This is a genomic window from Nitratireductor sp. CH_MIT9313-5 (assembly GCF_037029545.1).
In the GTDB taxonomy this organism is placed as follows: Bacteria; Pseudomonadota; Alphaproteobacteria; order Rhizobiales; family Rhizobiaceae; genus Chelativorans.
Genome location: NZ_JAYMER010000010.1, coordinates 418,764 through 443,217, shown reverse-complemented (window position 1 = coordinate 443,217; position 24,454 = coordinate 418,764). Strand labels below are relative to the sequence as shown.

The following is a 24,454-nucleotide window of genomic DNA, read 5'->3' as shown; positions in this document are numbered from 1 at the left end:
CTTGCCAAGCGCATCTACCTCATTCGGTTAAGCCTTGCCTGCCATTATGGCCGCGCAGAGGCAAGGTCAGCGGTATTCTTGCGCCGATCACTTTGCCGATAGCCGTTGCAAGTGTCAGATCAAAGCTCGGAAGCAGATGCGCCCAGGGCGCGACAACCCGCTCCAGAGCAAGGAACTTGTTCTGGACGTCTTCCTCAACCGGCTCGCCCTCGCAAAACAAGGCAGGCTCTGCGGCCCGACCATGCGCGACCACATATCCGCTGGCTGGAGAAAGCAGCGTTCCCTCGAAGCGCCCGTCCCACATGAATGGCTTGCCCGTGTCCACCCGCGCCAGGTCGATTTTCGGCAGGCCACGCTGCTCTCGCGTGAAGGCAATCAGCCCCTGACGCGGCGCAATGACAGCGCGTGAAAGGCTTCCGCCTCTCCCATGAACGAGCTGCTCAAGCAAACGCTCGGCAGAAGCCTCGTCCGGCAAATGCGTCGCACCACCTGCCACGGCACTCAACACTTTGATGGCAAGAAGGGCCACATCATGCGGCAGATCAAGCAGCGCATCCCGGTTCACCACAAGGCGTCGATCGGCATCCAGATCCAGATAGCTGTCGCAGAAGGACGCGAGGCGGGCATTGTCAGCAAGGCGTTTGGCCATCGCTTCCCTCTGCACCTTCAGAAGGTCTTCCACCCCCGTTCCTGCAAGCTGCTTGCGGGTCGCCACCCGCTCGTAATTTCGGTTTTCGTTGCTCGGATCGTCGATCCACGAAATTTGACGCGCACCAAGCCAATCGCGCAGGTCCTGCCTGCGGCATCCGAGCAACGGCCTCACGAACCAGACCCGCCCGCGGTAGAGCGTGGCCAGTGCAATTCCTGCTATGCCGCGCCCCTCTCCGCGCATACGGCGCATTGCGATGGTTTCGGCCTGATCGTCTGCCGTATGGCCGACAAGCACGACCCGTGCACCGAGTTCTGCAGCGCATTGCGAGAGCAGCGCCATGCGCGCCTCGCGGGCAGCGGCCATGATGCCCGTGGCAGGTTTGCGGCCAGTCCAGCGCATTGTACGATGGGAGATCCCACGCGCCGCGCATAATGCCGCCACGAGCTCCGCCTCTCCCGCGGAAGCCTCTCGCAATCCGTGGTCCACGGTGACAGCGTGCAGCGACCAGTGCTTGCCGCGCGTTTCGATGTAGGACTGCGCCGCAAGAAGCAATGCAAGAGAATCGCTTCCACCCGACACGGCAACGACGACAGCTTCGCCGCGCTTCATGTCCAGACTGTCAAAGGATTTGAATAAAGCGGTCACGCTCTCGGCTCAGCAGCCGGCGAAAGACCGTTCTTGTTCGACACGCTGCTTGAGCGCATCGGAAACCTGCGGATAGCGTTGGCTGATCTCGCTATAGGTGGCACAGGCCACATCTCGTTGATTCATCGCAGCAAGTGCGATGCCGAGCTTGAGAAGCATTTCCGGGGCCTTCTTGGCGGAGGGGTGGGCCCGGTTTGCCTGCAGGAAAATCTCTGCGGCCTCGCGGTGGCGATCCTGCCCCAACAGGGCTTCCCCGAGCCAGAACTTGGCATCCGCCTCGTTTTCCCCTTCGGGATAGCGGTCGAGATATTGCCGGAAACCTGCTTCGGCCGTCTTGTAGTCGCCGGAAAGGATGAACTCGTAGGAGTTGCGGTAAAGCTCGTCCGGGCTGCTCGTGTCCGGAAGGGCCGCCATTTCGGTATCCGTCCCGTTCTCCGGCAGCATGTCCATCGGAATTTCGTTGTCGCCGGCAATGACATTGCCGTTCTCATCAAAGGTGATGGAGCCAAGCGTACGCGGCGGCTCACCGGTCTGTGACGCTTCATTGCCCGATCCGGAAGGTGCAGATGCCGTGGCGGTACCGCCCGCATCTGCTTCACTGCCGCCCGCATCCGGCGCCTGTGCCGTTTGCGAGGAAGCGGAACCGGCTGAAGAGCCGGCATCCGTTTGCTTGCCTTCAAGCTCCTGGAAACGGAACTCGTTGTCTTCCTTCATGCGGCGGATTTCATCCTGCGTCTGCAGGAGTTGGAAGTTCAATTCTTCCACCAGCCCGTTTAGACGACGGACCTCTTCCTGAAGCGCGGTGACCCTGGGATCGACCGCCTGCACACGTACGACAGGCGCATCCTGCGCCCCCACCTGCATTTTCGGTACCGGATGAAGCCCGCCAGCGCTCGCCGAACCGGCCGCGATGGCTAGAATGACGGGCAGCAGTCCGGCACGTAACACGCTACTGCGAAATGACATTTCGTCTCTTTCTCCAGAAACAGCTCGAGAATTCGGTCAATGACACGACCGACGCTCCTTTTAACAGGACGTGAGACTTCGGCCAAATTTTGATTGTACTTCGTCGAAGCAATGAGAAAGCACGGAAAGCATGAAAAAAGGCGGCACCGAAGCACCGCCTTTCCAATCTTGTCATGCGCTGTGGCGGAAACTAGCTTCCGGCACCATTGAGCACGGTTACAGCACGGCGGTTCTGCGACCAGCAGGAAATGTCGTCACAGGTCGCAACCGGACGTTCCTTGCCGTAGGAAATCGTGCGGATGCGGTTGGCTGCCACGCCCTGGCTGACGAGGTAATCGCGCGCAGCGGCGGCACGACGCGCACCAAGCGCCAGGTTGTACTCACGCGTACCACGTTCGTCGGCATGACCTTCAAGCGTGATCGTGTAGTTGGAATAGCGGTTGAGCCACTGCGCCTGGCGCGCAAGGGTGGCCTGGGCATCGGCGCGGATCAGCGTGGAGTCCGTATCAAAGAAGATGCGGTCACCGACAGTGACAGTGAACTCCTGGGTAGAACCGGGTGTTGCAGCCGATGCGCCTGCGCCAGCACCAAGGCCGAGCTCGGCGGCATTGTTCGGCACCTGCTGCTTTGAGCGACAGCCGGCAACAGCCAGGGCTGTGAACAGCACGATGATGGCGGGATTTTTCGTGAGCGCTGCGATACGGCGCATTGCCGTCTCTCCTTAAAATACAGGTGAACTGCTTCAGGCTCCAGTAACCATACCAAAGTTAAGGAACCCTCAAGAAACAGGGTTAAGGAAAGGTTGCGGGTCGGTTTCCTGCCCCTCTCCCCCTCTAAACGAAGCTGCCGAAGCAGCTCCGTTATGTGGCATACCTACTGCCAAATGCGGCTGAAAGGCGGCGATCAGTTGCGCAAGGGCGACCAGGCAGGGTCCGAAGCAAAGTCGGGCGTAGGGATCTGCTGTTCGTTACGGCCGGTCAGATCAATCGAATAGAGCTTCGGGCCGGGAGCACCTGCAGCCTGACGGAAGAACATGATCACACGTCCGTTCGGCGACCAGGTCGGACCTTCCTGCAGATAGCCGGAGGTGAGAATGCGCTCGCCCGAACCATCGGTGCGCATGACCCCGATCTGGAACTCGCCACCGCTCTGCTTAGTGAAGGCGATAAGGTCACCGCGCGGCGACCAAACAGGGGTGGAATAGGAGCCGTTACCAAAGGAAATGCGCCGCTGATTGCTGCCATCCGCGCCCATCACATAGATCTGGGCCCGGCCGCCACGGTCGGATGTGAAGACAATCTGGCTGCCATCCGGTGAGTAGGAAGGCGACGTATCAATCGCGTTGGTATCCGTCAGACGAGCGGTTGCACGAGTGCGCAGGTCCATCGTGAAGATGTTGGAATTACCGTCGTCACGCAGGAGGCTCATGATGACCTTGTCACCATTGGGCGAGAAGCGCGGCGCAAAGGTCATGCCGGGGAAATTGCCCACAAGCTCCCGCTGACCCGTCTCAAGCTGCAGAAGATAGACCTGAGGCTGCCCGCTTTCGTAGGACATGTAGGTCAGTTCCTGCTGCTGCGGCGAGAAGCGCGGCGTCAGCACAATGGAGCGGCCATTGCTCAGATAAGCATGGTTGGCACCATCCTGATCCATGATCGCAAGACGCTTCACGCGGTTATCCTTCGGGCCCGACTCCGCCACATAAACAATGCGGCTGTCGAAATAGCCCTTCTCGCCGGTGAACTGCTCATAGATCGTGTCAGCAATGATATGCGCGATGCGGCGCCAGTTCTTTGCATCAGCAAAAAGCTGCTCACCCACCAGCTGCTGGCCGGTGAAGGTATCCCAAAGGCGGAATTCCGCACGCAGACGACCGTCTGCCTCCTGCGTCACACGACCGGTAACCACGGCCTGCGCATTCAGAACCTTCCAGTCCTCGAAGCGCGGCGCGACATCGGGATTGGAAATCTTCTCGATGAATGCCGCCTTGTTGATGGGCGCGAACAAGCCGGAACGGCGCAGATCGGCGGCGATTACACCGCTGATTTCCGCGCCCCTGCTGTCACCCGACAAGAAGTCGGTGACCGCAATCGGGGTTGGCTCGACCACACCCTTGTTCACATCGATTTCCACCAGCGCACGCGCCGGTGTTGAAGCCATACCGATCATCGCAGCGGCAAAGACCGCGATGGCCAGAGATGCCTTGAGGATATTTCGCATCAGCAATTGCCTCTTCGTTTCGGTTTCGCCGGTCAGTTTCGTCAGAACATGTCAGATGGATCGAAATTCACGATGACGTCTGCCCAGGCACTATATTTGTCGGCAGGCAGGTTATAGGGCGCGCATTGCAGGATGGCACGACGTGCCGATGCTGCCGCTGCGCGCTCGACCGTCGAACCGCTGCCCCCGGAAATGATCTCCGGCGAGCCTTCGACAGCCCCGCTCGGATCAAGCTTGAACTTCACCGAGACGCGGAGATTTTCCGCATCCAAGGCACCGGCAGGCACATTCCAGCAGCGCTGGATCTGGCCGCGAAGCGCGTCCATCTCGCTCTGTGTCAGCTTTTCACCAGCGGTTTTGCTCTCGCCGCCGAGTGAAGCCTGTTCCTGCGATCGTTTGGCCCCGCCACCGGATGCCTTCTCCTTGTTCAGGAGCGCGGCAACCTGGTCCAGAACCTCGGACTCTTTCTTCTCGCTCTTCTGAGCCTGCTGCTGGGCCGGTTTTTCTTCCGCCTTCTGGCGCTCAGGAGCCTTGGCGGTTTGCGGCTTGGGGGGCTGCGGACGAGCCTGCGGGACAGGTGCACTGTCAGGCAGCTTCAGGCTTTCCTCGACAGGATTTTCAGCCACCAGCGGTTCAGATGTCGGCTCCGGTGTCACTTCCTGACGCGGCTGTGCTTCTGGCTCGCGCTCGGGCTCAGGTGCCGGTTGCGGCTTCGCCTCGGCAATCTTCGGTTCTTCGACCGGTTTCTCGACTGGCTTGGGGACAGGCTTGGGCGCTGGCGGAGGCTCTGAGGCCTGTTCGACAGGTCTTGGCTTGGCTTCCGGCGTCGGCGGTGCTTCCTGATCCTGATCCGCCTCACCAACCTTGGTTGCGTCTTCAACCGTGTCGGGCCGCTTGGTCGGTGTCGGTGCTGGCTTGTCCAGCTTCGGCGCTTCCTTCTGGCCTTCCTGTATCTGCGTCAGCGCATCGACAGGAATGATGTCTACCGGCAGCGCCTCGACATCCGCCACCTCGAAGGCGCGCGGCGCCGACAGCGTGAACAGGCCGACGCCGAGCATCGCAGCGTGCAAAGCAACCGATGTGGCAAGCCCCGCCTTCATGGCCTTAAGAGTCCTGTTCCTGGAGTGTCACGAGACCGAGATTGCGGAAACCGGCCGCCGAAATGCGCGCCATCACCCGCATGACCGTTCCGTAGTCGGCAGCCTTGTCGCCACGCACATAGATGCGTTCTTCGTAGCCCGCCTGAGCGATGGCTTCGAGTTTCGGCACGACTTCGTCGATCGGAATCTCCGTCTCCTGAAGGAAGATCTGCCCTTCATTGTTCACCGACACGGTGATCGGCTGCGTCTCGGAATTCAGCGCCTTCGCCTGCGTTTCGGGAAGATCGATCGGCACGCCAACCGTCATCAACGGTGCTGCAACCATGAAGATGATGAGAAGCACCAGCATCACGTCCACGAAGGGCGTGACGTTGATTTCCGACATCAGCGCCTGCTTGCGGCCGCGCCTTCTGTGCCCACCGGCCCCGCGAGGGGCGCCTACCGACATGCCCATGCTAGTTGCTCCTCAGCCCTGATTCCGGGGCGCGACCTTTTCATCGATTTGCCGCGAGAGTATGGCCGAGAACTCATCGGCGAAGCCTTCCATGCGCGCGCCGATCTTGCCTGCGTCAGAAGTCAGCTTGTTGTAGCCGATAACGGCGGGAATGGCGGCGAGCAGACCGATCGCGGTTGCCAGAAGCGCTTCCGCAATACCGGGAGCGACAACGGCGAGATTGGTGGATTTCGATCCGGCAATGGCCTGGAACGACGTCATGATACCGACCACGGTACCGAACAGGCCGATGAACGGCGCTGCCGAACCGATGGAGGCCAGAAAGCCGAGCCGGCCCTCAAGCCGTTCCATCTCGCGGGCAAGCGCCAGATCCATGGCCTTGTCGATGCGCATCTGCAAACCATGCGGTGAGCGCGCACCCTTTTCGAAGCTTTTCTTCCACTCGCGCATTGCGGCAACGAAAATGGAGCCCATGCCGGTTGTCTTGCGCTCCGAAAGCGAACGGTAAAGCTCTTCCAGCGACTGACCGGACCAGAAGACCTGCTCGAAGCGGTTGAGCGCCATGCGCATGCGCGCATAGGAAACCAGCTTGTCGACAATGATGGCCCACGACCAGATCGAGGCACCCAGAAGCCCGATCATGACGAGCTTCACCACCCAGCCCGCTTCCCAAAACAACGACCAGATCGACAAGTCACCACCCGGCGCGTTGAGCGCTATACTTTCCATGAAACTTCGTCCTCGTAAGATAAGGGCAGCATCTATCTGACTTCACGTCCCCGCCCACTTGCTCTTCTCCCGCCAATCAAGCGGTAAAAGCGCCCCCAGCGGGCTTTGCTCAGCGCTCTTCTTTCCTTCAATTTTGTTAAAAGGAAGGCGCAACGGACCATAGCCATACCGCTCAATGTCTTGAGGCTTTATGGTTAATTAAGCGTTACGCTGACGCTGCGGAACTGGAGGTGCAAGGCTGTTTTTAGCGCGGAATGACTAACCCGCTTCACCAAGAAAAGCCGCAGCCCATTGCTTGGGAAAGCGCCTCGGCTTGCCGCTGGCGCTGATGATTGCGGCCTCAACGCGGGCCTTTATCAGAAGCGTCTCATCACGTTGGATTGTCTGCGCCATGAATATTCGAGCGCCCGAAAGCCGCTCCACCTTCGTCTCCACCGTCATGATGTCGTCGATCCGAGCCGGCTGAACGAAATCGATCTCCATCCGCCTGACGACCCAGGCGAGCTTTTCGCCACCATGCTTGCCTTCTTCGAGCTCCGTGTGATGTACACCGGCGAGCCGCAGAAAGTCCGACCGTCCGCGCTCCAGAAATTCCAGATAGCGCGCGTGATATACAACGCCCGTGAAGTCCGTGTCGGCAAAATAGACGCGCGCGCGATAGCGGTGCCCCTCGCCCGTCAGCTCGCCCGCCAGCTCATTTTCGCCAGCCATCAATCCTCCTCCTGGAAAAGATTGATCTGGGTGGCGGTGACGGCCTGCGGCGGCTCCAGCCCCATATGCTGCCAGGCACGCGCGGTCAGAACGCGCCCGCGAGGGGTGCGTTGGATGAAGCCCTGTTGAATGAGATAGGGTTCGATGATGTCCTCGATCGCATCGCGCGGCTCGGAAAGGGCTGCTGCAATGGTCTCGATTCCCACCGGTCCGCCGCCAAAATTCGATGTGATCATCGTCAGGTAACGCCGATCGAGCTGATCGAGCCCCATGGAATCCACTTCGAGCCGTGACAATGCCTGATCTGCTACCTCGCGTGTGACCTTCTCGGCGCCGGCAACGGCCGCAAAGTCGCGCACGCGACGTAGAAGACGCCCGGCGATACGAGGCGTTCCCCGCGCGCGGCGGGCGATCTCTTCCGCGCCATCCTCGGCCATGGGCAGGCCCAGAATGCGTGCCCCGCGCGTCACGATATGCTGCAACTCGTCGACCGTGTAGAAATCAAGTCGAACGGGAATACCGAACCGATCGCGCAGCGGTGTCGTCAGCAGACCTAGGCGCGTTGTCGCGGCCACCAGCGTGAATTTTGCAAGATCGATCTTGACCGACCGCGCCGCTGGCCCTTCGCCGATGATGAGATCGAGCTGATAATCCTCCATCGCAGGATAGAGGATTTCCTCAACGGCAGGATTGAGCCGGTGAATCTCATCGATGAAGAGCACATCACGCTCTTCCAGATTGGTGAGCAATGCCGCCAGATCACCCGCCTTGGCGATGACCGGTCCGGAAGTCGAGCGGAAGTTGACGCCCAACTCGCGCGCCATGATCTGCGCGAGCGTCGTCTTGCCCAGTCCGGGCGGACCGACAAAAAGCACATGATCCAGCGCCTCGCCGCGCCCGCGTGCGGCTTCAATGAAAACCTTCAGATTGGCCCGCGCCGCCTTCTGCCCGACAAAGTCATCCAAAGTCTGCGGCCTGAGGGATGCATCCACATCCTCGCCGCGCTTGTCAGCCGTTATCAGGCGATCGGCCTCACTCATGAAAGAAGCTCCATACCAGGCACAGTTCTTGCTGCCCGCTTGTCAAAAGTTACACTGCTCGAACAGCCGCTCCGCTTGCCAGCCCATGCGATTAGAAAATCCGCGAGATCCGACACGGGCGGGTCTTCGTCGAAGACCAGCATCCCAAGCTCTTCCGCATGCTCTACAGCGATGCTTTCCGCTGCGAGAAGCTTGCGCAAAACTTCGATCACGGCCTCTGCCGGATAGTTCATCCTGCGCATCAAAAGCCAGACTGTCTCTGCCAGAGCCAGCGCACTGATGAAAGCCGGGTCCTCTGCTGTTCTTGCTGCAAAAAAGTTCGCCGCCGCCCTGTTCTGATCCGGATCATCCACGACAAGAAAGCGCAGCAATACATTGGTATCGACACCGATCATGAATTCTGCGACCCGTCCTGCCGTTCAACCCGTTCATGATCTTCAAGCACCGCGTCTTCGACCGCCCTTTCCATTGTACTGACAGCCAAGACTTCCCCCGATGGCGGACGTCCGAGCATGCCCGAGAGTTCCGACACCTGAACATTCTTGGGCATGGCCACGATTTCACCATTGCGTATCGTGATGTAGAAGCGCGTCCCTTCGCGTAGGTGAAGCTGGTCACGCACCTCTTTCGGTATTGTCAGCTGCCCCTTGGAAGAGAGGGTGGCATAGACGCCCATCTTACTGCTCCTGATTTTCCTTACTGACCATCATATAGTAAGGAGAATGGCCAGCCAACCTACCGCGCCAGCTCTTTCAGGCCGAGCCGGATGAGCGCGCCCGCATCGGCCCCTTCGCCCGCACTTTTCATGGCAGCAGCAACAGCGCTCGCTGCCTGGTCGCGCGAATAGCCGAGATTGGCGAGTGCCGAAACGGCGTCGGCGACTGGAGCTGGTGCGGCATTCTCCCCAAGCTCCTGCTTGAGACCGATCGTGCCTGTGGCATCTCCGGCATAGGCTGGAGCCTTGCTCTTCAGTTCCGTCACAATCCGCTCGGCAACCTTCTTGCCCACGCCTGGCGCGCGCGCGACCATCGCCACATCCTTCAGCGCAATGGCATTAGCCAGCTCCGCCGTCGAAAGCGTCGAGAGAACCGCCAACGCCACCTTGGCTCCTACCCCCTGCACATTGTTCTGCAGCAGGCGAAACCACTCCCGTTCAAGCTGCGTGCGGAAGCCGTAGAGGCGGATCATGTCCTCGCGCACATAGGTCTCGATATAGAGCGTGACCGCCGTCCCCTCGCCTTCAAGACTGGAGAGCGTACGCGCCGGGCAATAGGCGACATAGCCAACGCCGCCGACATCCACCACGCAATGGTCCTCTGCAATCTCGTCGATGATGCCCTTGAGCTTGCCGATCATTTCGCAAGTTCCATGGCTAGCCTTGCAGGAGCGGACTGCCGGTGATGGGCGTGGCAAATGGCGATGGCGATGGCATCAGCCGCATCGTCGGTGTCGAATTTCGCTCGGGGCATAAGGACTTTCACCATCATGTGAATCTGTTTCTTGTCGCCATGCCCGACGCCGATCACGGTCTTCTTGACCGCGTTGGGCGCATATTCGCTGACGGGAAGACCTGCAAGTGCGGGTACAAGCATGGCAATGCCGCGCGCCTGTCCCAGCTTCAGGGTAGCCGTGGCGTCCTTGTTCACGAATGTCTGCTCAACGGCTGCTTCCACGGGCATATGCGCGTGCAGGACGTTCGACAAACCGTCATGAAGCTGGCACAGGCGCGAGGCCAGATCCGCCTTGCCGTCGGACGTGACCGTTCCGGCCGCCACGAAATGGAGACTGTTGCCGAGACTTTCTATGATGGCCCAACCGGTGCGCCGAAGCCCCGGGTCGATGCCGATGATACGAATCGCGCTGTTCATGGCCCCACAATAGCCAGCGACAGGCGCATTGCCACCAAATGCGTGTGGCGGCAGCCTCTGTGCGCAAACATCTGATCGGGAACATGCCAGACATCACGTTCGATACGAGCTTCTATCTGCTCGCTACCACCATAATGCTCGCCGGAATCGCCCGCGGCCTTTCAGGTTTCGGAACAGGGCTCATAGTGGTCCCGGTTGCGGCAGCGCTCTATGATCCTGTCATGGCGGTGGTGATCGTTGTCATCATCGATTCCCTGCCGATCGTTCCGCTGACCCTGCCCGTGCTCAAGCATGTGCATTGGCGGGAAGTGCTGCCCGTAACACTCGGACTCGCCCTGTTCATACCCGTGGGCATCATGGTGCTGAAACTCGGCGACCCGCAGATCCTGCGCTGGACGATCTCCATCATCATTCTCGTCTGCGCTGTGTTCCTATGGAAAGGCTGGCGCTATCACGGCCCCAGAACATGGCCGGTATCCACCGCGGTCGGCGCAGTTTCGGGCCTTCTGGGTGGGATCGCTTCCATCCCGGGGCCGCCGGTCATCATGTACTGGATGGCGTCCGCAGCCCCGGCATTCATCATCCGCGCAAATCTGATGGCCCTGTTCATGCTGGCAGAGGTCTTCGCCTTCGCCAACCAGTGGGCCGCAGGATTTCTGACAGCCGAACGCGTTTGGCTCGGCGCCGCAATGGCACCACTCTACATGACGGGTCTCGCTATCGGATGGCTGCTTTACGGCCGGTCGGCCGACGCGACCTACCGGCGCATCACCTTCAGCCTTGTCGTCGCATCAGCGCTGCTGGCCATGCCGCCCGTGGGTCAGGCCTTGCGCAGCGTCATAGGTGCTCTGATCGTGTGAGGGTCAGCCCCGACCGAACGCGGTGCGCAGCAGCGTGATCTGATCCGAGACAGGATTCGTGCTCAGCGCTTCGTCTTCACCGTCTGCCTCGTGAGGACCGTAGATTTCCTCATCCATGCGACGCACAAGCGCTTCCAGACGCAGGGAACGGTCGACAAGGTCGCGAAACTCTTCCGGCAGACCTTCCCAGCCCGGCGCATCGCGCCCGGTGGAAGCGGTGTCGAGGCGCACTTTCGCTTTCTCGGCAGCCACCTGCTCGCGCGTCATTTCACCGGCATTGGCGGCGCGCTGCAGGAGAAGCCAGGAGGCAAGCTGCATCAGCCGGGTGGTCAGGCGCATGGATTCGGCGGCATAAAGACCTGCAGAGGTCTTCGACAGACCCTTGGCCGCTGCACGCCCCGGTCCGTCCAGATATTCTGCGGCTTCCTCGACCAGTCCCATGCCTTCATTGTAAAGCGGCTTGAATGACTGGGAGAAAACCCTCCGCTCGGCCAGCTTGACCGTTTTGGCGCTGCCCGTACCCGTCGTTACCATGCGAGATCCGCCCCGAAATCTAACTCTGTGCGCCGGCTGATAAGCCCTGCAGCGCTGAATGTGAAAAGCTGCCGGGGAAGATGCGCCTCACACCGCGTGAAGGCAAGTCCCCTCTTAACAAAAGGTTAACGCACAATCCGGCCAAAAAAAGAGCCGCAAAGGCGGCTCTCAGGAGTTTAACAGGGAGGCGTCAAACAGAATGGCACCAGCCACTCGGTAAGAATCCAGATCACTGGATACCCACAGTAAACACTCATAAAGCTTAATGTATGGTTAACATGCGCCGTTAAGTTTGACTAAAACTCGATCCGCGCAGCTTCGCCACCCTGTCGAATGCATCGGGTTGAACGACTCACTCTTCCTTCTTGACCATGTCCCGCAGGCGAAATTTCTGGATCTTGCCGGTGGAGGTCTTCGGGATCTCCTCGAAGACGATCTCCTTCGGGCACTTGAAGGAGGCAAGCAGGCTTTTGCAATGCGCGATCAGGTCCTCTGCCGTTGCTTCCTTGCCGGGCTTGAGCTCTACAAACGCAATCGGGGTCTCGCCCCAGCGCTCATCCTCCTTGGCAACCACACCGCAGGCAGCGACAGCGGGATGCTTGTAGAGCGCATCCTCGACCTCGATTGACGAGATGTTTTCGCCCCCGGAGATGATGATGTCCTTGGACCGGTCCTTGAGCTGGATGTACCCATCGGGATGCATCACACCGAGGTCACCGGAATGGAACCACCCACCCGCGAAAGCCTCCTGCGTCGCATTCGGGTTTTTCAGGTAGCCCTTCATCACGATGTTGCCGCGGAACATCACCTCGCCGATAGTCTCGCCATCCGGCGGCGTTTCCTTCATCGAGACCGGATCCATCACGGTCAGGCCCTCAAGCGCGGCGTAACGCACGCCCTGACGCGCCTTTTGTTTCGCCTGCTCGGCCGGTTCCAGATTGCTCCAGTCGGACTTCCACTCGTTGACGACCGAAGGACCGTAGGTTTCCGTCAGGCCATAGAGATGCGTCACCTGGAAACCCTGCTCGGCCATGCCGGAAAGCACGGATTCCGGCGGTGGTGCGGCAGCAGTATTGAACACGACCGTCTGATCGAATTCCCGCCGCTCTTCGTCGCGCGCATTGATGAGCGTCGACATGACGATCGGCGCGCCGCACATCTGAGTAACGCCGTGGTCCGCAATGGCATCGTACATGGCTTTCGCCCGCACCCAGCGCAAACAGACATGCGTGCCCGCCTGCACCGACAGCGTCCAGGGAAAGCACCATCCGTTGCAGTGGAACATCGGCAGCGTCCACAGATAGACCGGGTGGCGCGGCATGCTGGCATGCACGGTGTTGGAGTAGCACATGAGTGCCGCACCGCGATGGTGATAGACCACACCCTTGGGGTTGCCCGTCGTCCCGGACGTATAGTTGAGCGAGATCGCATCCCACTCGTCATCCGGCATCTTCCATTTGAATTCGGGATCACCCGAGGCAAGAAACTCCTCGTAATCGATACGGCCGATCCGCTCCCCCTTTGGGTAGGGTGCATCCGCTGGGTATTCGCTGTCATCGTAATCGATGACGAGCGGCTCGACATGGGCCTGCGCCAGCGCCTCCCGCATGACCCCCGAAAACTCGCGATCGACAATCACCACCTTGCTTTCGGCGTGGTCGAGCTGGAAGGCAATGATGGCCGCATCAAGTCGCGTGTTGAGAGAGTGGAGCACGCCTTGTGTCATGGGCACTGCATGATGCGCCTCCAGCATGGGGGGCGTGTTGGAGAGCATCACGGTTACCGTGTCACCCTCGGCGATACCGTTGCGCGACAGCGCGGACGCCAACTTCACGGAACGCTCATAGAACTCTGCGTAACTGCGCCGAATGCGTCCGTGGATGATGGCCGGATGATCGGGGAAGGTCCTTGCAGCACGCTCGAAAAGGGTTAGCGGCGTCAGCGGCTGATGATTTGCGGGATTGCGGTCAAGATCGAGTTCATACGGGTTCGCCATCATGCCCCTCCCAAGGCAGTTTTCCCAGTTAAAGCACACAGTTGCGCTGTCGTCACCATCCCCACGGAAGGGCGATTGCCGCCCTACCCCCACATGCCGCTTACGCCGTCATGTATGAGCTTGATCGAAACGATGAAGACCATCGCATACATGAGCGGGTAGAATATCTCCGCCCGCATTCTCTTGATGAGCCATACGCCTGCAAGCGTAGCCAGCGGCGCAAGAGGGGCCAGCGCCAACGATATCGAGAGGTTTGTGGTATCGAACTGCCCGAGCGCGAAATAAGGTATCAGCTTCACCGCATTCACCACGGCAAAGAAGACAACGCTTGTGCCTGTGTAGAGCTTCGGGTCCTGTTTCAGAGGCAGCGCATAGACCTGGTAGGGCGGACCGCCGGCATGGGCCACGAAGCTCGTAAAGCCAGCAATCGAGCCCCAGAAGACACCGCGCGGTGCATTGTGATTTGCCACGCGTTCCCGACGCCCTGCTTTCTCCACCAGCCAGCGCAGGAAGAATATGAGCGCCACCACGCCCACGATCAGGCGCACATGCGCTTCCGTCACGACAGCGGCAGTAAGCCAGCCGATGCCGATACCTATCAACGCGCCCGGCAGCATGACGATCAGCGTCCGGGGGTCATAGTAGCCGCGCCAGGCCCATAGCGACACCAGATCCATCACGATCAGGATCGGCAGAAGGATTGCGGCAGCCTGTACCGGTGGAACAACTAGCGAAAGAATGGGCACGCCAAGAAGCGCCATCGCGCCGCCGAAACCGCCTTTGGACATACCCACAAGCAGCACCGCCACGATCGCTGCTGCGATGAATTGCGGCTGTGTCAGGAGGTCGGTCATTCTGTCGCCCGAATTCACTACGCATCAATGCGACGCGCCCGGCCGAAGGTCGCGCAGTCGACGCAAATGGATAAAGCCTTGCTTGCCCATGGAACATGGGACTATGCGAGAGGTGAGACTTTGCCCACAATGCCAGTCATGGAAAGTGAAAGCCAGCAAATGCAGACCGAACGCTGCCGCCTTGTACTGATCACGCCCGATATTGCGGTTGTTCCCGATGTGGCGGAGCGGTTGAAGAATGCCTTGGAAGCAGGCGACGTCGCTTCGGTCATCATTCCCGATTGGGGGATGGATGAAGACCAATTCCAGGATCATGCAGCAACCCTTTCGGGAATTGCGCAGGAAGCGGGAGCCGCATCACTGATCGCGGGCGCACCCCGCGTTGCAGCCCGGATCGGGGCCGACGGCATCCATGTTGACGGGAACCGCTTCGAGCTCGACGATGCCATCCGCCAGTATCAGAACCGCATGATCGTTGGCAGTGGCGGCGCGCGGACCCGCGACGTCGCGCTCGATCTGGGTGAGGCCCAGCCGGACTACATGTTCTTTGGTCGGTTCGGCTACGACAAGACGCCGGAGCCGCATCCACGCAATCTGACGCTTGGCACATGGTGGGCGCAGATGATCGAGATCCCGTGCATTGTCATGGCCGGCTCCGATCTCGCTTCAGTCGGCAAGGTTGCGGAGACCGGCGCGGAATTCGTCGCCGTCTCGGAAGTGGTCTTCAGCGCTGATGCAGACGCGGCTGAAGCCGTGCGCGCGGCCAATCAACGGCTTGAAGACGTTGCTGCAGCCAGCGCGGAGACGCAGGACTGATGCAGAAACGCGCTTGCCTGATACTTGCAGCAATGCTGTTGGCGCAGCCCCTTGGTGCTCAGGAACAGCAGGCCGCTGACGAGCCGCAAATTGAGGAAGTGGACCCAAACCGCTTCGGCAAGCGCACGGATGCCGCATTCGGTGCCTTTCAGCGGGGCCTCTACATAACTGCCCTTCGCCTCGCCACGCCGCGAGCGGAGGCAGGCGATGCAGCGGCGCAAACCTTGATCGCCGAGATCCACGCCCGCGGGCTTGGCGTGCCGCGCAATGCGCGCGAAGCGGCCAAATGGTATGCGAAAGCGGCTGAACAGGGTGTGGCCGAAGCACAGCTTCAATATGCGCTGATGCTCGTCGACGGAAACTTTGTCGAGAAGGACCCGGCAAAAGCGCGTGAACTTCTGGAAAAGGCCGCGGAAGCCGGTCACAGGCTGGCACAGTTCAACCTCGCGCAGTTCATACTCGCCAATGGGGGCGGCGCGCAGGCACAGACCGAAGCCATCAAGCATTACGAGGCTGCAGCCAAGGCGGGTCTGCCCGACGCGCAATATGCACTTGCCCTTGTCTACGCCAACGGGATTGGCGGCAAGGCGCAGGACGACGCAGAGGCGAGGCGCTGGCTTGTGAGGGCCGCGCGGCAGAACTTCGACACAGCGCAACTTGATCTTGGCACCTGGCTGGTTGAAGGGCGCGGCGGCAAGGCCGATCCCGAAGCCGGTTTCAGCTGGCTGAAACGTGCAGCCGATAGCGGCAATGTCGCCGCACAAAACAGGGTGGCAAAGCTTTATCGCGCCGGCGTTGGCGTCGAAGCCGATCCGATTGCCGCCTCCGCCTGGTATATTCTCGCCCGCCGCGCCGGCCTGGTCGATCGCGAGATGGAAGATTTCATGAACGGGCTGACACAAGAGCAGGTCGAACAGGCTCTGCAGCGCGCCAACCAACTGCGCCGATAAAAGCGGCAAGCCGCCCTGTGATGCAGGTTTTGGCTTGCCTGTCTTGCCTCTCAGCCCATTTTATGGTCTTGGAACGCCGACGAAAACGCCTGAGCGCGTCTCTTATCAGGACAGACCAGATGAAGATCAACGGAAACGAAATCCGTCCGGGAAATGTTATCGAACACAATGGCGGGCTGTGGGTAGCGGTCAAGACCAATGCCGTGAAGCCCGGCAAGGGTGGCGCCTACAATCAGGTTGAGATGAAGAACCTGATCGACGGCACGAAGCTGAATGAGCGCTTCCGCGCTGCAGAGACGGTCGAGAAGGTTCGCCTTGAGCAGAAGGACTTCTCCTATCTCTATGCGCAGGATGATGCGCTGGTCTTCATGGACACCGAGACCTATGAGCAGCTTGAACTGCAGAAGGATTTCGTCGGCGACCGCGCGGCATTCCTGCAGGACGGCATGACTGTCACGGTCGAGCTTTACGAAGATAAGCCGATTGGCATCTCACTTCCCGACCAGGTCACCCTTGAGGTTGCCGAGGCTGATCCCGTCGTAAAGGGTCAGACGGCGGCGTCCTCCTATAAGCCTGCAGTCATGGAAAATGGTGTGCGCGTCATGGTGCCGCCCTTCATCCAGACCGGCGAGCGAATTGTCGTCGACACCAACGAAATCACCTATCTGCGCCGCGCCGACTAATTCGGCTTTCGCAGAGTAACAGACGAGGACAGACGCGATGGCGCGTTCCGCGATCATCAATGTCATGGTGCAGGCCGCCATGAAGGCAGGCCGCTCGCTGGCCCGTGATTTTGGCGAGGTGCAGAACCTGCAGGTCTCGCTCAAGGGCCCCGGCGATTATGTCAGCCAGGCCGACCGCCGCGCCGAGGAAATCGTGCATCAGGAACTTTCCCGCGCACGGCCGGGCTATTCGTTCCTGATGGAAGAGCGCGGCGTGGTGGAAGGCAGCGACGACCAGCATCGCTGGATCGTGGACCCTCTCGACGGCACCACGAATTTCCTGCACGGCATTCCGATCTTCGGCGTTTCAATCGCCCTGGAACGTCAGGGCCAGATCGTTGCGGGCGTCATCTACAATCCGGCCATGGACGAACTCTACACCGCCGAGCGCGGCGGTGGTGCGTTCTTCAATGACCGGCGCATGCGCGTCGCCGCCCGCCGCGAACTGACTGACTGCGTGGTCGGCACCGGCATTCCGCATCTGGGTCGCGGCCACCATGGACAAGCGCTTCTCGACATGCGTCACATCATGGGCGAAGTGTCAGGCATTCGCCGCATGGGCGCAGCCTCACTCGATCTTGCCTATGTTGCAGCCGGTCGCCTGGACGCTTTCTGGGAAGACGGCCTGCAGCCATGGGACATGGCCGCCGGTCTTCTTATGGTGCGTGAGGCCGGTGGGTTCGCTACAGACCGCTCGGGCGGGCAGAAGATATTCGAGACCGGAAATGTCGTTGCCGGCAACGAATTGATCCACCGCGCGCTGCTGAAGCAACTGCAGAAGGCGCAGCGCGACTAGTTCGATCACTGCTGTTCAGCGTGGGACATCTTCCCGCGCTGTGCATGCCTTTATGGCTTCACGCGCCGCCACGGGCGGCTGCCAACCAAATCTCTCCCGAAATGGCGATGCATCAAGCAACAGCGGATCGAACAACTGTTCGGCCATGTGGCTCATGCCTACTGCCTTGAGTCCTGCCCGCAAAAAGCTGACAGGCACTGGCACGAGCCGCGCAGGACGCCCGGCCCCATCCCGCAGCAGTGTCAGCACTTCTGCCAGTGTCACCGCTTCGGCATCGCATATCTCATAGGCACCAGACCCCGCAGTTCCCGACGCACCGGCCTCCAGAACACGGATGATCGCGTCGCACAGATTGGTCACCGCACAAAAGCTGCGCGCCGCATCAACGGAAGCGAAAGGCAGCGGCACCGGAAGGCGTGCAAGACGCATGAGTCGCGCCCAGTTTCCCGGAGCATCGGCCCCGTAAACGAGAGGCGGGCGAAGGCTGATGGCCAGCCGCTTCCCATCCCCCTTGGCAAAGGCGCTCACATGCTTCTCACCCAAAAGCTTGGATCTGCCATAGGCGGCCGCCCTGTCGCCGTCACTTTCCGCGCGGCGCGCGGCTATGCTGCTCATATTGACGAGGAGTTGCACTCCGGCCTTTTCCATGGCTGAGACGAGCCGCGCAGTACCTGTATCGTTGGCCATAAAGAACTCGGATTCGTCATTAACTCGCCCGTGGGCGGGACCGGCCAGATGCACCACGGCATTCACGCCGGAAAGCGCCCTCGCCCAATCCGTATGCGGACTGATCTCGCCGACGACGAAATCGTCACTGCCTGCCGCGGCCGTTTCGCTGCGCAAGGCCCTGCGCACCTCGTGCCCGTGCTCGGTGAGCATCCTGCACAAATGCCTACCGACAAAGCCTGTCGCGCCCGTCACGAGTATCTTCATTGACCGTTCCCGTCCCCGCCATTGCTACATCCGCGTCTCGTGGCGGAACCCGCATTACATGCTACACGTTGCCCCAGCGCCGCAACCGGCTTTCAATTTGGTCACAATTGCGCTTACAGTCTGGGCGCTCGGGCACATACCGATGAGGAGAGAATGGCCTTCATGAAATCGCTGGGAGCGGAACGTCTCACCGTGGATGAACAATATGATCCGCGAAGCCTGTCGAGCCCCCACGTCTTTTTCTATTCGATGCTCATTTTCCTGGCCATCGTAGGGTTCGTGGCCGCAATTCTCTATCGGCAGATTTCCGCGGCATTCCAGAGCAATCCGGGCCTGAACGGGCTGATACTCGGCGTATTGGCCATAGGTGTTCTCCTCGCACTCATGCAGGTGATCCGGCTTTTCCGCGAAGTGCGGTGGGTAAACTCCTTCCTGGCCGGCACGGAAGCAACCGAGCCTGTTTTGCTTGCGCCCATGAAGTTGCTCTTGAGCCGGTCCTCAAGCATGGCCCTGTCTACCAGCTCCATGCGCTCCATTCTCGATTCGATCGCCACCCGCCTTGATGAAAGCCGCGATACCTCGCGCTATCTCATCGGTCTGCTGGTCTTTCTTGGCCTGCTCGGCACCTTCTGGGGCCTGCTTCAGACCATCGGCTCAATTGGCGACACAATCCAGTCCCTCGACCCCGGAACCGGGTCAGCGAACGACATCCTGGATTCGCTCAAGACCGGCCTCTCCGCCCCGCTGGCGGGCATGGGCACGGCCTTTTCCTCATCGCTTTTCGGCCTTTCCGGCTCGCTGGTTCTCGGCTTTCTCGACCTGCAGGCGGGTCGCGCTCAGAACCGCTTTTACGTTGAACTGGAAAACTGGCTCTCCACCGTCACCGATCTCGGTTCCGACCTTGGAGAAGGCAGCCGCGCCGGCCAGTCGGAAGAACTGAAGGAACTGGCAGAGAAACTGCGCAACATGCAGGAAAGCGGCAGCGCCTCCAATCCGAAGACCGCCGCCGCCATGGCCTCGCTTGCCGAAGGCATTTCGGGCCTCGTGAAGAATATGCGCCAGGAGCAGCAGATGATGCGCGACTGGGTAGAGGCCCAGGCATCCGACCAGCGCGCGCTGCGCGAGACACTGGAAAGTATCGCGGTCTCCCTGAAAAAGCGCGAGCGTGAGGACAGCGAATAAATGGCTCTGGCGCGTAACAGGCGCAGGACAGGCAGCGTTGACTACTGGCCGGGCTTTGTCGATGCCATGGCCACACTGCTTCTGGCGATCATGTTCCTGCTGTCGGTCTTCGTGCTGGCACAGTTCTTCCTCAGCCGTGAGATTTCCGGCAAGGACGAGGTGTTGGACCGGCTGAACGCGCAGATCAACGAACTGACGCAGCTTCTGGCACTCGAGCGCGCCAGCAATCAGGATGCCGAAGACACCATCGCCAGCTTGCGGGCCTCTTTGGAAGATGCGACGGACGAGCAGTCCCGCCTGCAACAACTTCTGGCAAGCGGCAGCGGCCAGAGCGAGGAAGCGCAGGCAAGGCTTGGCGCACTCACCGAAGAACTGAACGAGGAGCGCGGCGTCAGCCAGCGCGCGCTGTCGCAGGTGGAACTGCTCAACCAGCAGATTTCCGCACTGCGCCGTCAGATCGCGGCACTGGAAGCAGCACTTGATGCTTCCGAAGAACGTGACCAGGAATCGCGTGGAAAGATTGCCGATCTCGGGCGCCGCCTGAATGTTGCGCTTGCCCAGCGTGTGCAGGAACTCAACCGCTACCGGTCCGACTTCTTCGGACGCCTGCGTGAGATCCTTTCAGATCGCGAGAATATTCGCATCGTTGGCGACCGTTTCGTCTTCCAGTCGGAAGTCCTGTTCCCGTCTGGTGCAACCGAGATTAATCCCAGCGGCCAGGAAGAGATGCAGAAACTTGCTGACGCCATTCTCGACCTGCAGAAGGAAATTCCACCCGAGATCAACTGGGTGCTGCGCGTGGATGGCCACACCGATGACGTACCCCTATCCGGCACGGGCCGCTTCCGGGACAATTGGGAGCTCTCAACCGCACGCGCGACGGCAGTCGTGAAATTCCTCATTGAGCAGGGCGTTCCCGCCAACCGTCTGGTCGCCGCAGGCTTTGGGGAATATCAGCCACTCGACCCCGCCGACACGCCGGAAGCCCGCGCCCGCAATCGTCGCATCGAACTCAAGCTGACTGAACGCTGATTCTTCCAACCAGGTAAAATGTATGTCCTTTGAAAAGCTCGACAAGCTCGGAACGAAGCTGCACGCCCTTTCGCACGCGCTCGCCATTCTCGGTGCAGATGAAGCGACGCATATGGCCCCTGGTGGCGGTGAAGCGCGCGCCGAAGCGATGTCAGTTCTTTCGGGCATGTATCACCGCGAATCCGTTGCACCGGAAATCGCCGACTGGCTTGATGCAGCCGAACAGGAAGACCTGAACGGCGACCAACAGGCAGCCGTGCGGGAATGGCGCCGCCGCTATATCGGCCTCACCTGCCTGCCCCCGGAATTCGTGGAGCGGCAAACGCGCGCTTCCATGCGCTGCGAACAGCTTTGGCGTGATCTGCGCGCCCGCAATGACTGGGCCGGTTTCGCACCGGTCTTGCAGGAAGTGGTTGAGCTGGAGCGCGAACGAGCGGCCCGTCGCGGCGAAGTGCTCGGCCTCTCCCCCTATGATGCGCTGATCGAAATGTATGATCCCGGCAGCCGCGTCGAACAGGTCGCGCCTGTATTCGAGGAACTGAAAAACTTTCTGGTCGACTTCGTGCCACGCGCGCTCGAAGTGCAGGAAAAGCGTCGCGAAAAGTCGCCCACCCGCCCGCTTTCGGGCAATTATCCGATCGAAAAGCAGCGCGAACTTGGCTTGGCGATGATGGCCGCCGTGGGCTTCGACCTGACGCATGGCAGCCTCTCGGTCTCCCACCATCCCTTCTGCGGGGGCGTGCCTACAGACGTGCGCATCACCACGCGCTACCGTACGGATGAATTCCTGTCGTCCCTGATGGGCACGCTGCACGAAACAGGCCACGCCCTCTACGAACAAAATCTGCCCAAGGAATGGGCGCATTGGCCTCTGGGCGAAGCGCGCGGCATGTCCATGCACGAAAGTCAGAGCCTGTTTGTCGAAAAGCAGATCGGCCGCAACCCGGCCTTCTGGCAATGGGCGCTACCTCTGGTTGAACAGCATCTCGGCGAGAGCTGGTCGCAGGACGAAATTCTCGACCATGTGCATCATGTGGAGCGCGGGCTGATCCGCGTGGACGCCGACGAGGTCACCTATCCGCTCCATGTCATCCTGCGCTTCGAAATCGAGCAGGAACTGATCGGCGGCAGTCTTGAGGTAAAGGATTTGCCGGAAGCGTGGGATGAGCGCATGAAGCGCTATCTCGGTCTCTCCACGATCGATTCCCCGAAAGACGGGCCGATGCAGGATGTGCATTGGCCATCATCCGCATTCGGCTATTTTCCGTCCTACACGCTCGGCGCAATGATGGCCGCCCAGCAGTGGAGCGCGATCAAGCGTGAGATGCCCGATCTGGACGAACAGCTTTCGTGCGGCGAATTCGAGGCCGTCAATGACTGGCGCCGCACGCATATCTGGAGCCAGGCCTCACGCTGGTCCACGCCCGAATTGATAGAGCGCGCCACCGGCGAACCTCTCAACGCAAAACACTTCCGCGAGCATTTGGAAGAGCGCTACGGAAGCTGAGGCTTGCATCCGCCTCCTGCTGCTGCCGCTACTCCGCCGCCGCGCTCTTGAACACGTTCGCGCCCGCATCGAATTGCAGCCTGGCAAGACGCGCATATGCGCCACCGCGCGCGACAAGCTCCTCATGCGTGCCTTCTTCCACCACACGCCCCTCCTCCATCACGAGGATGCGGTCAGCCTTGAGGATCGTCGCCAGCCTGTGCGCAATCACCAGCGTGGTGCGTCCTTCCATGAGCCGCTCCAGCGCCTTCTGGACCAACGCCTCGCTATGAGCATCAAGCGCCGAGGTGGCTTCGTCCAGAAGCAGGATCGGCGCATCGCGCAACAGCGCGCGCGCAATCGCCAGCCGCTGCCTCTGCCCGCCTGAAAGCGTGACACCCCGTTCGCCGACCGGCGTATCATAACCCCGGTCAAGGGCCTGGATGAACTCGTCCGCCAATGCCGCCTTCGCCGCAGCTTCTATCTCCGCAGGGCCGGCGTCTGGTTTGCCAAAGGCAATGTTTTCGGCGGCACTGCCCGAGAACACCGTCACGTCTTGTGGAACAATCGCCATTGAAGAACGCAGCGCTTCCGGGTCCACCTCGCGAATATCGACCCCGTCCACCGTGATCCGACCGGAGGAGACGTCATAGTACCGCAGGAGCAGGCCGAAGATCGTGCTTTTGCCAGCCCCGGAGGGCCCGACAATGGCGACCGTCTCTCCCGGCTTCACCGATAGGCTCAAGCCGTTGAGTGCGGAAGTTCCCTTGCGCGAGGGATAGGCAAAACCGACATCGTCGAAGCGTATCTCGCCGCGCGTGGGGGATGGCATAGGCACCGGATCTTTCGGTGCAGCCACCGCCGGTTTTTCATCAAGCAACTCGCCCATGCGCTCGGCCGCACCGGCGGCCTGCGAAAGCTCGCCCCAGACTTCCGACAAAGCACCAAGCGCACCGGCGGCAAGCACGGCATAAAGCAGAAACTGCCCCAAAGTGCCGCCGCTCATCTCGCCCGAAAGAACCGCATGAGAGCCCACCCAAAGTACTGCCACGACGGAGGTAAAGGTGGTGAAGATGGCAAAGAAGGTCAGTACGGATCGCGCAAGTATGGATTTGCGCGCGGCCTGATAGGCGGCCTCCACTGCAGAGGAAAAACGCCCCGCAGCACGCTTTTCGCCCGTAAATGCCTGCACCACGCGCACCGCACCAATCTGCTCCCCTGCATAGGCCGTTGCCTCGGCCAGCGTATCCTGCGCGGCCCGGGAACGGCGTCGCACCGAACGCCCGAAAGCCATGAGCGGAAGCACGATGAAGGGTATGGCCACCACCACCAGCAGAGAGAGCTTGGGACTGGTCAGCACCATCATTGCGACAGAACCTGCCCCCATCAGCGTGTTGCGCAATGCAACCGATGCCGATGCGCCCACGGCTGACTTGATCTGCGTGGCATCAGCCGTCAGACGAGAGACGATCTCACCCGACTGCTCACGGTCGAAGAAGCTTGGCGACAGCTTCATCACATGCGCGAACACGTCCTCGCGCAGGTCAGCCACGACCCGCTCGCCAAGCGTGATCACGAAAAGATATCTCCCCGCAGAGGCAACAGCGAGAACCGCGGCCACCACGATCAGCATGGAGAAGTAGTTGGCGATGAAGGCGCTGTCGGATTCGGTGAAGCCATGGTCGATCATACGACGCACGGCCAAAGGCAGCGTGAGCGTGGCGCTAGCGGCTAGCAGCAGAAATACACACGAACCCGCAAGCAATCCGGGATAGCGTGTCACATATGGCACGAGACGACGCAGCGGCCCCAGTGAGCGTCGCGACCGGTCCTCTTTTTTCACTTCGTCCTGCATTCTACCCTGCCCAACCGGAAGCTTGATCGGCACCAACCAGCCAAGCCCCCTTG

At 60.5% G+C, this 24,454-nt stretch carries 26 protein-coding genes; 8 read left to right on the top strand and 18 right to left on the bottom strand.

Translation table 11 applies throughout. From position 1 onward, the window contains the following. Positions 1-19 precede the first annotated feature (19 nt). The 13 genes from tilS to ruvC all read right to left on the bottom strand — a co-directional run bounded on the left by tilS (position 20) and on the right by ruvC (position 10,385). A complete protein-coding gene (gene tilS / locus WA367_RS03395; RefSeq protein ID WP_336055378.1) occupies positions 20-1,297 on the bottom strand; it encodes a tRNA lysidine(34) synthetase TilS in 1,278 nt (425 codons plus the stop codon). A gap of 9 nt (positions 1,298-1,306) precedes the next feature. After that, the gene (gene ybgF, locus WA367_RS03390; protein WP_336055377.1) at positions 1,307-2,263 is read right to left on the bottom strand and encodes a tol-pal system protein YbgF; all 957 of its coding nucleotides are present in this window, start codon (positions 2,261-2,263) and stop codon (positions 1,307-1,309) included. A gap of 190 nt (positions 2,264-2,453) precedes the next feature. Then, the gene (pal, locus tag WA367_RS03385) at positions 2,454-2,972 is read right to left on the bottom strand and encodes a peptidoglycan-associated lipoprotein Pal (protein WP_336055376.1); all 519 of its coding nucleotides are present in this window, start codon (positions 2,970-2,972) and stop codon (positions 2,454-2,456) included. A gap of 194 nt (positions 2,973-3,166) precedes the next feature. Then, positions 3,167-4,483, bottom strand: a complete 1,317-nt coding sequence (gene tolB / locus WA367_RS03380) for a Tol-Pal system beta propeller repeat protein TolB (RefSeq protein ID WP_336055375.1) — start codon at positions 4,481-4,483, stop codon at positions 3,167-3,169. A gap of 41 nt (positions 4,484-4,524) precedes the next feature. Continuing rightward, positions 4,525-5,583 carry a hypothetical protein gene (locus WA367_RS03375; RefSeq protein ID WP_336055374.1) on the bottom strand — a complete coding sequence of 353 codons (1,059 nt, stop codon included), beginning with the start codon at positions 5,581-5,583 and terminating at the stop codon, positions 4,525-4,527. 4 nt (positions 5,584-5,587) lie between these two features. After that, a complete protein-coding gene (gene tolR, locus WA367_RS03370) occupies positions 5,588-6,037 on the bottom strand; it encodes a protein TolR (protein WP_336055373.1) in 450 nt (149 codons plus the stop codon). A gap of 12 nt (positions 6,038-6,049) precedes the next feature. After that, positions 6,050-6,766 carry a protein TolQ gene (tolQ, locus tag WA367_RS03365; RefSeq protein WP_336055372.1) on the bottom strand — a complete coding sequence of 239 codons (717 nt, stop codon included), beginning with the start codon at positions 6,764-6,766 and terminating at the stop codon, positions 6,050-6,052. A gap of 258 nt (positions 6,767-7,024) precedes the next feature. Then, a complete protein-coding gene (ybgC, locus tag WA367_RS03360; protein ID WP_336055371.1) occupies positions 7,025-7,477 on the bottom strand; it encodes a tol-pal system-associated acyl-CoA thioesterase in 453 nt (150 codons plus the stop codon). Next, positions 7,477-8,517 carry a Holliday junction branch migration DNA helicase RuvB gene (ruvB, locus tag WA367_RS03355; protein WP_036486016.1) on the bottom strand — a complete coding sequence of 347 codons (1,041 nt, stop codon included), beginning with the start codon at positions 8,515-8,517 and terminating at the stop codon, positions 7,477-7,479. The genes ybgC and ruvB overlap by 1 nt, the downstream gene beginning before the upstream one ends. Next, a complete protein-coding gene (locus tag WA367_RS03350) occupies positions 8,514-8,912 on the bottom strand; it encodes a PIN domain-containing protein (RefSeq protein WP_336055370.1) in 399 nt (132 codons plus the stop codon). The genes ruvB and WA367_RS03350 overlap by 4 nt, the downstream gene beginning before the upstream one ends. Then, positions 8,909-9,193 carry an AbrB/MazE/SpoVT family DNA-binding domain-containing protein gene (locus tag WA367_RS03345; protein WP_336055369.1) on the bottom strand — a complete coding sequence of 95 codons (285 nt, stop codon included), beginning with the start codon at positions 9,191-9,193 and terminating at the stop codon, positions 8,909-8,911. Before WA367_RS03345 ends, WA367_RS03350 begins: the two co-directional genes overlap by 4 nt. Before the next feature lie 59 nt (positions 9,194-9,252). Beyond that, positions 9,253-9,873: a Holliday junction branch migration protein RuvA gene (gene ruvA, locus WA367_RS03340; protein WP_336055368.1), complete on the bottom strand. Its 621-nt coding sequence runs from the start codon at positions 9,871-9,873 to the stop codon at positions 9,253-9,255. Continuing rightward, a complete protein-coding gene (gene ruvC, locus WA367_RS03335) occupies positions 9,870-10,385 on the bottom strand; it encodes a crossover junction endodeoxyribonuclease RuvC (protein WP_336055367.1) in 516 nt (171 codons plus the stop codon). The genes ruvA and ruvC overlap by 4 nt, the downstream gene beginning before the upstream one ends. A gap of 83 nt (positions 10,386-10,468) precedes the next feature. Here ruvC and WA367_RS03330 point away from each other — a divergent pair, with 83 nt between their 5' ends. Continuing rightward, positions 10,469-11,245 (top strand): sulfite exporter TauE/SafE family protein, encoded by a 777-nt coding sequence (locus tag WA367_RS03330; protein WP_336055366.1) that lies wholly within the window; start codon positions 10,469-10,471, stop codon positions 11,243-11,245. Between the two features lie 3 nt (positions 11,246-11,248). Here WA367_RS03330 and rcdA read toward each other — a convergent pair whose 3' ends face one another. From rcdA to WA367_RS03315, 3 genes are all read right to left on the bottom strand, one after another. Further along, positions 11,249-11,779, bottom strand: a complete 531-nt coding sequence (gene rcdA / locus WA367_RS03325) for a protease adaptor protein RcdA (protein ID WP_336055365.1) — start codon at positions 11,777-11,779, stop codon at positions 11,249-11,251. A gap of 352 nt (positions 11,780-12,131) precedes the next feature. Next, positions 12,132-13,775, bottom strand: a complete 1,644-nt coding sequence (locus WA367_RS03320; protein ID WP_336055517.1) for an acyl-CoA synthetase — start codon at positions 13,773-13,775, stop codon at positions 12,132-12,134. Between the two features lie 83 nt (positions 13,776-13,858). After that, positions 13,859-14,629 carry a sulfite exporter TauE/SafE family protein gene (locus WA367_RS03315; RefSeq protein WP_336055364.1) on the bottom strand — a complete coding sequence of 257 codons (771 nt, stop codon included), beginning with the start codon at positions 14,627-14,629 and terminating at the stop codon, positions 13,859-13,861. Positions 14,630-14,788: 159 nt separating this feature from the next. Here WA367_RS03315 and WA367_RS03310 point away from each other — a divergent pair, with 159 nt between their 5' ends. From WA367_RS03310 to WA367_RS03295, 4 genes are all read left to right on the top strand, one after another. After that, positions 14,789-15,445 (top strand): thiamine phosphate synthase, encoded by a 657-nt coding sequence (locus tag WA367_RS03310; protein WP_442935533.1) that lies wholly within the window; start codon positions 14,789-14,791, stop codon positions 15,443-15,445. Continuing rightward, a complete protein-coding gene (locus WA367_RS03305; protein ID WP_442935523.1) occupies positions 15,445-16,395 on the top strand; it encodes a tetratricopeptide repeat protein in 951 nt (316 codons plus the stop codon). Before WA367_RS03310 ends, WA367_RS03305 begins: the two co-directional genes overlap by 1 nt. Positions 16,396-16,514: 119 nt before the next feature. Beyond that, entirely contained in the window at positions 16,515-17,078 is a 564-nt protein-coding gene (efp, locus tag WA367_RS03300) for an elongation factor P (RefSeq protein WP_336055363.1), read from the top strand. Positions 17,079-17,115: 37 nt separating this feature from the next. Beyond that, on the top strand, positions 17,116-17,913 hold the full coding sequence (locus WA367_RS03295) for an inositol monophosphatase family protein (protein ID WP_336055362.1): 798 nt from the start codon (positions 17,116-17,118) through the stop codon (positions 17,911-17,913). Positions 17,914-17,928: 15 nt separating this feature from the next. Here WA367_RS03295 and WA367_RS03290 read toward each other — a convergent pair whose 3' ends face one another. Next, entirely contained in the window at positions 17,929-18,846 is a 918-nt protein-coding gene (locus WA367_RS03290; RefSeq protein ID WP_336055361.1) for an NAD-dependent epimerase/dehydratase family protein, read from the bottom strand. 153 nt (positions 18,847-18,999) lie between these two features. Between WA367_RS03290 and WA367_RS03285 the strand changes: the two genes are divergently transcribed. Genes WA367_RS03285 through WA367_RS03275 form a run of 3 tightly spaced genes read left to right on the top strand, consistent with a single transcriptional unit; the run spans position 19,000 to position 22,567 of the window. Beyond that, positions 19,000-20,028 (top strand): MotA/TolQ/ExbB proton channel family protein, encoded by a 1,029-nt coding sequence (locus WA367_RS03285; RefSeq protein ID WP_336055360.1) that lies wholly within the window; start codon positions 19,000-19,002, stop codon positions 20,026-20,028. After that, the gene (locus WA367_RS03280; RefSeq protein ID WP_336055359.1) at positions 20,029-21,060 is read left to right on the top strand and encodes a peptidoglycan -binding protein; all 1,032 of its coding nucleotides are present in this window, start codon (positions 20,029-20,031) and stop codon (positions 21,058-21,060) included. A 22-nt stretch (positions 21,061-21,082) separates the two neighbouring features. Beyond that, positions 21,083-22,567, top strand: a complete 1,485-nt coding sequence (locus WA367_RS03275; RefSeq protein ID WP_336055358.1) for a carboxypeptidase M32 — start codon at positions 21,083-21,085, stop codon at positions 22,565-22,567. A gap of 28 nt (positions 22,568-22,595) precedes the next feature. On the opposite strand, the gene WA367_RS03270 is transcribed toward WA367_RS03275, so the two are convergent. Next, complete coding sequence (locus WA367_RS03270) at positions 22,596-24,401, bottom strand: ABC transporter transmembrane domain-containing protein (RefSeq protein ID WP_336055357.1); 1,806 nt, start codon at positions 24,399-24,401, stop codon at positions 22,596-22,598. Positions 24,402-24,454 lie beyond the last annotated feature (53 nt).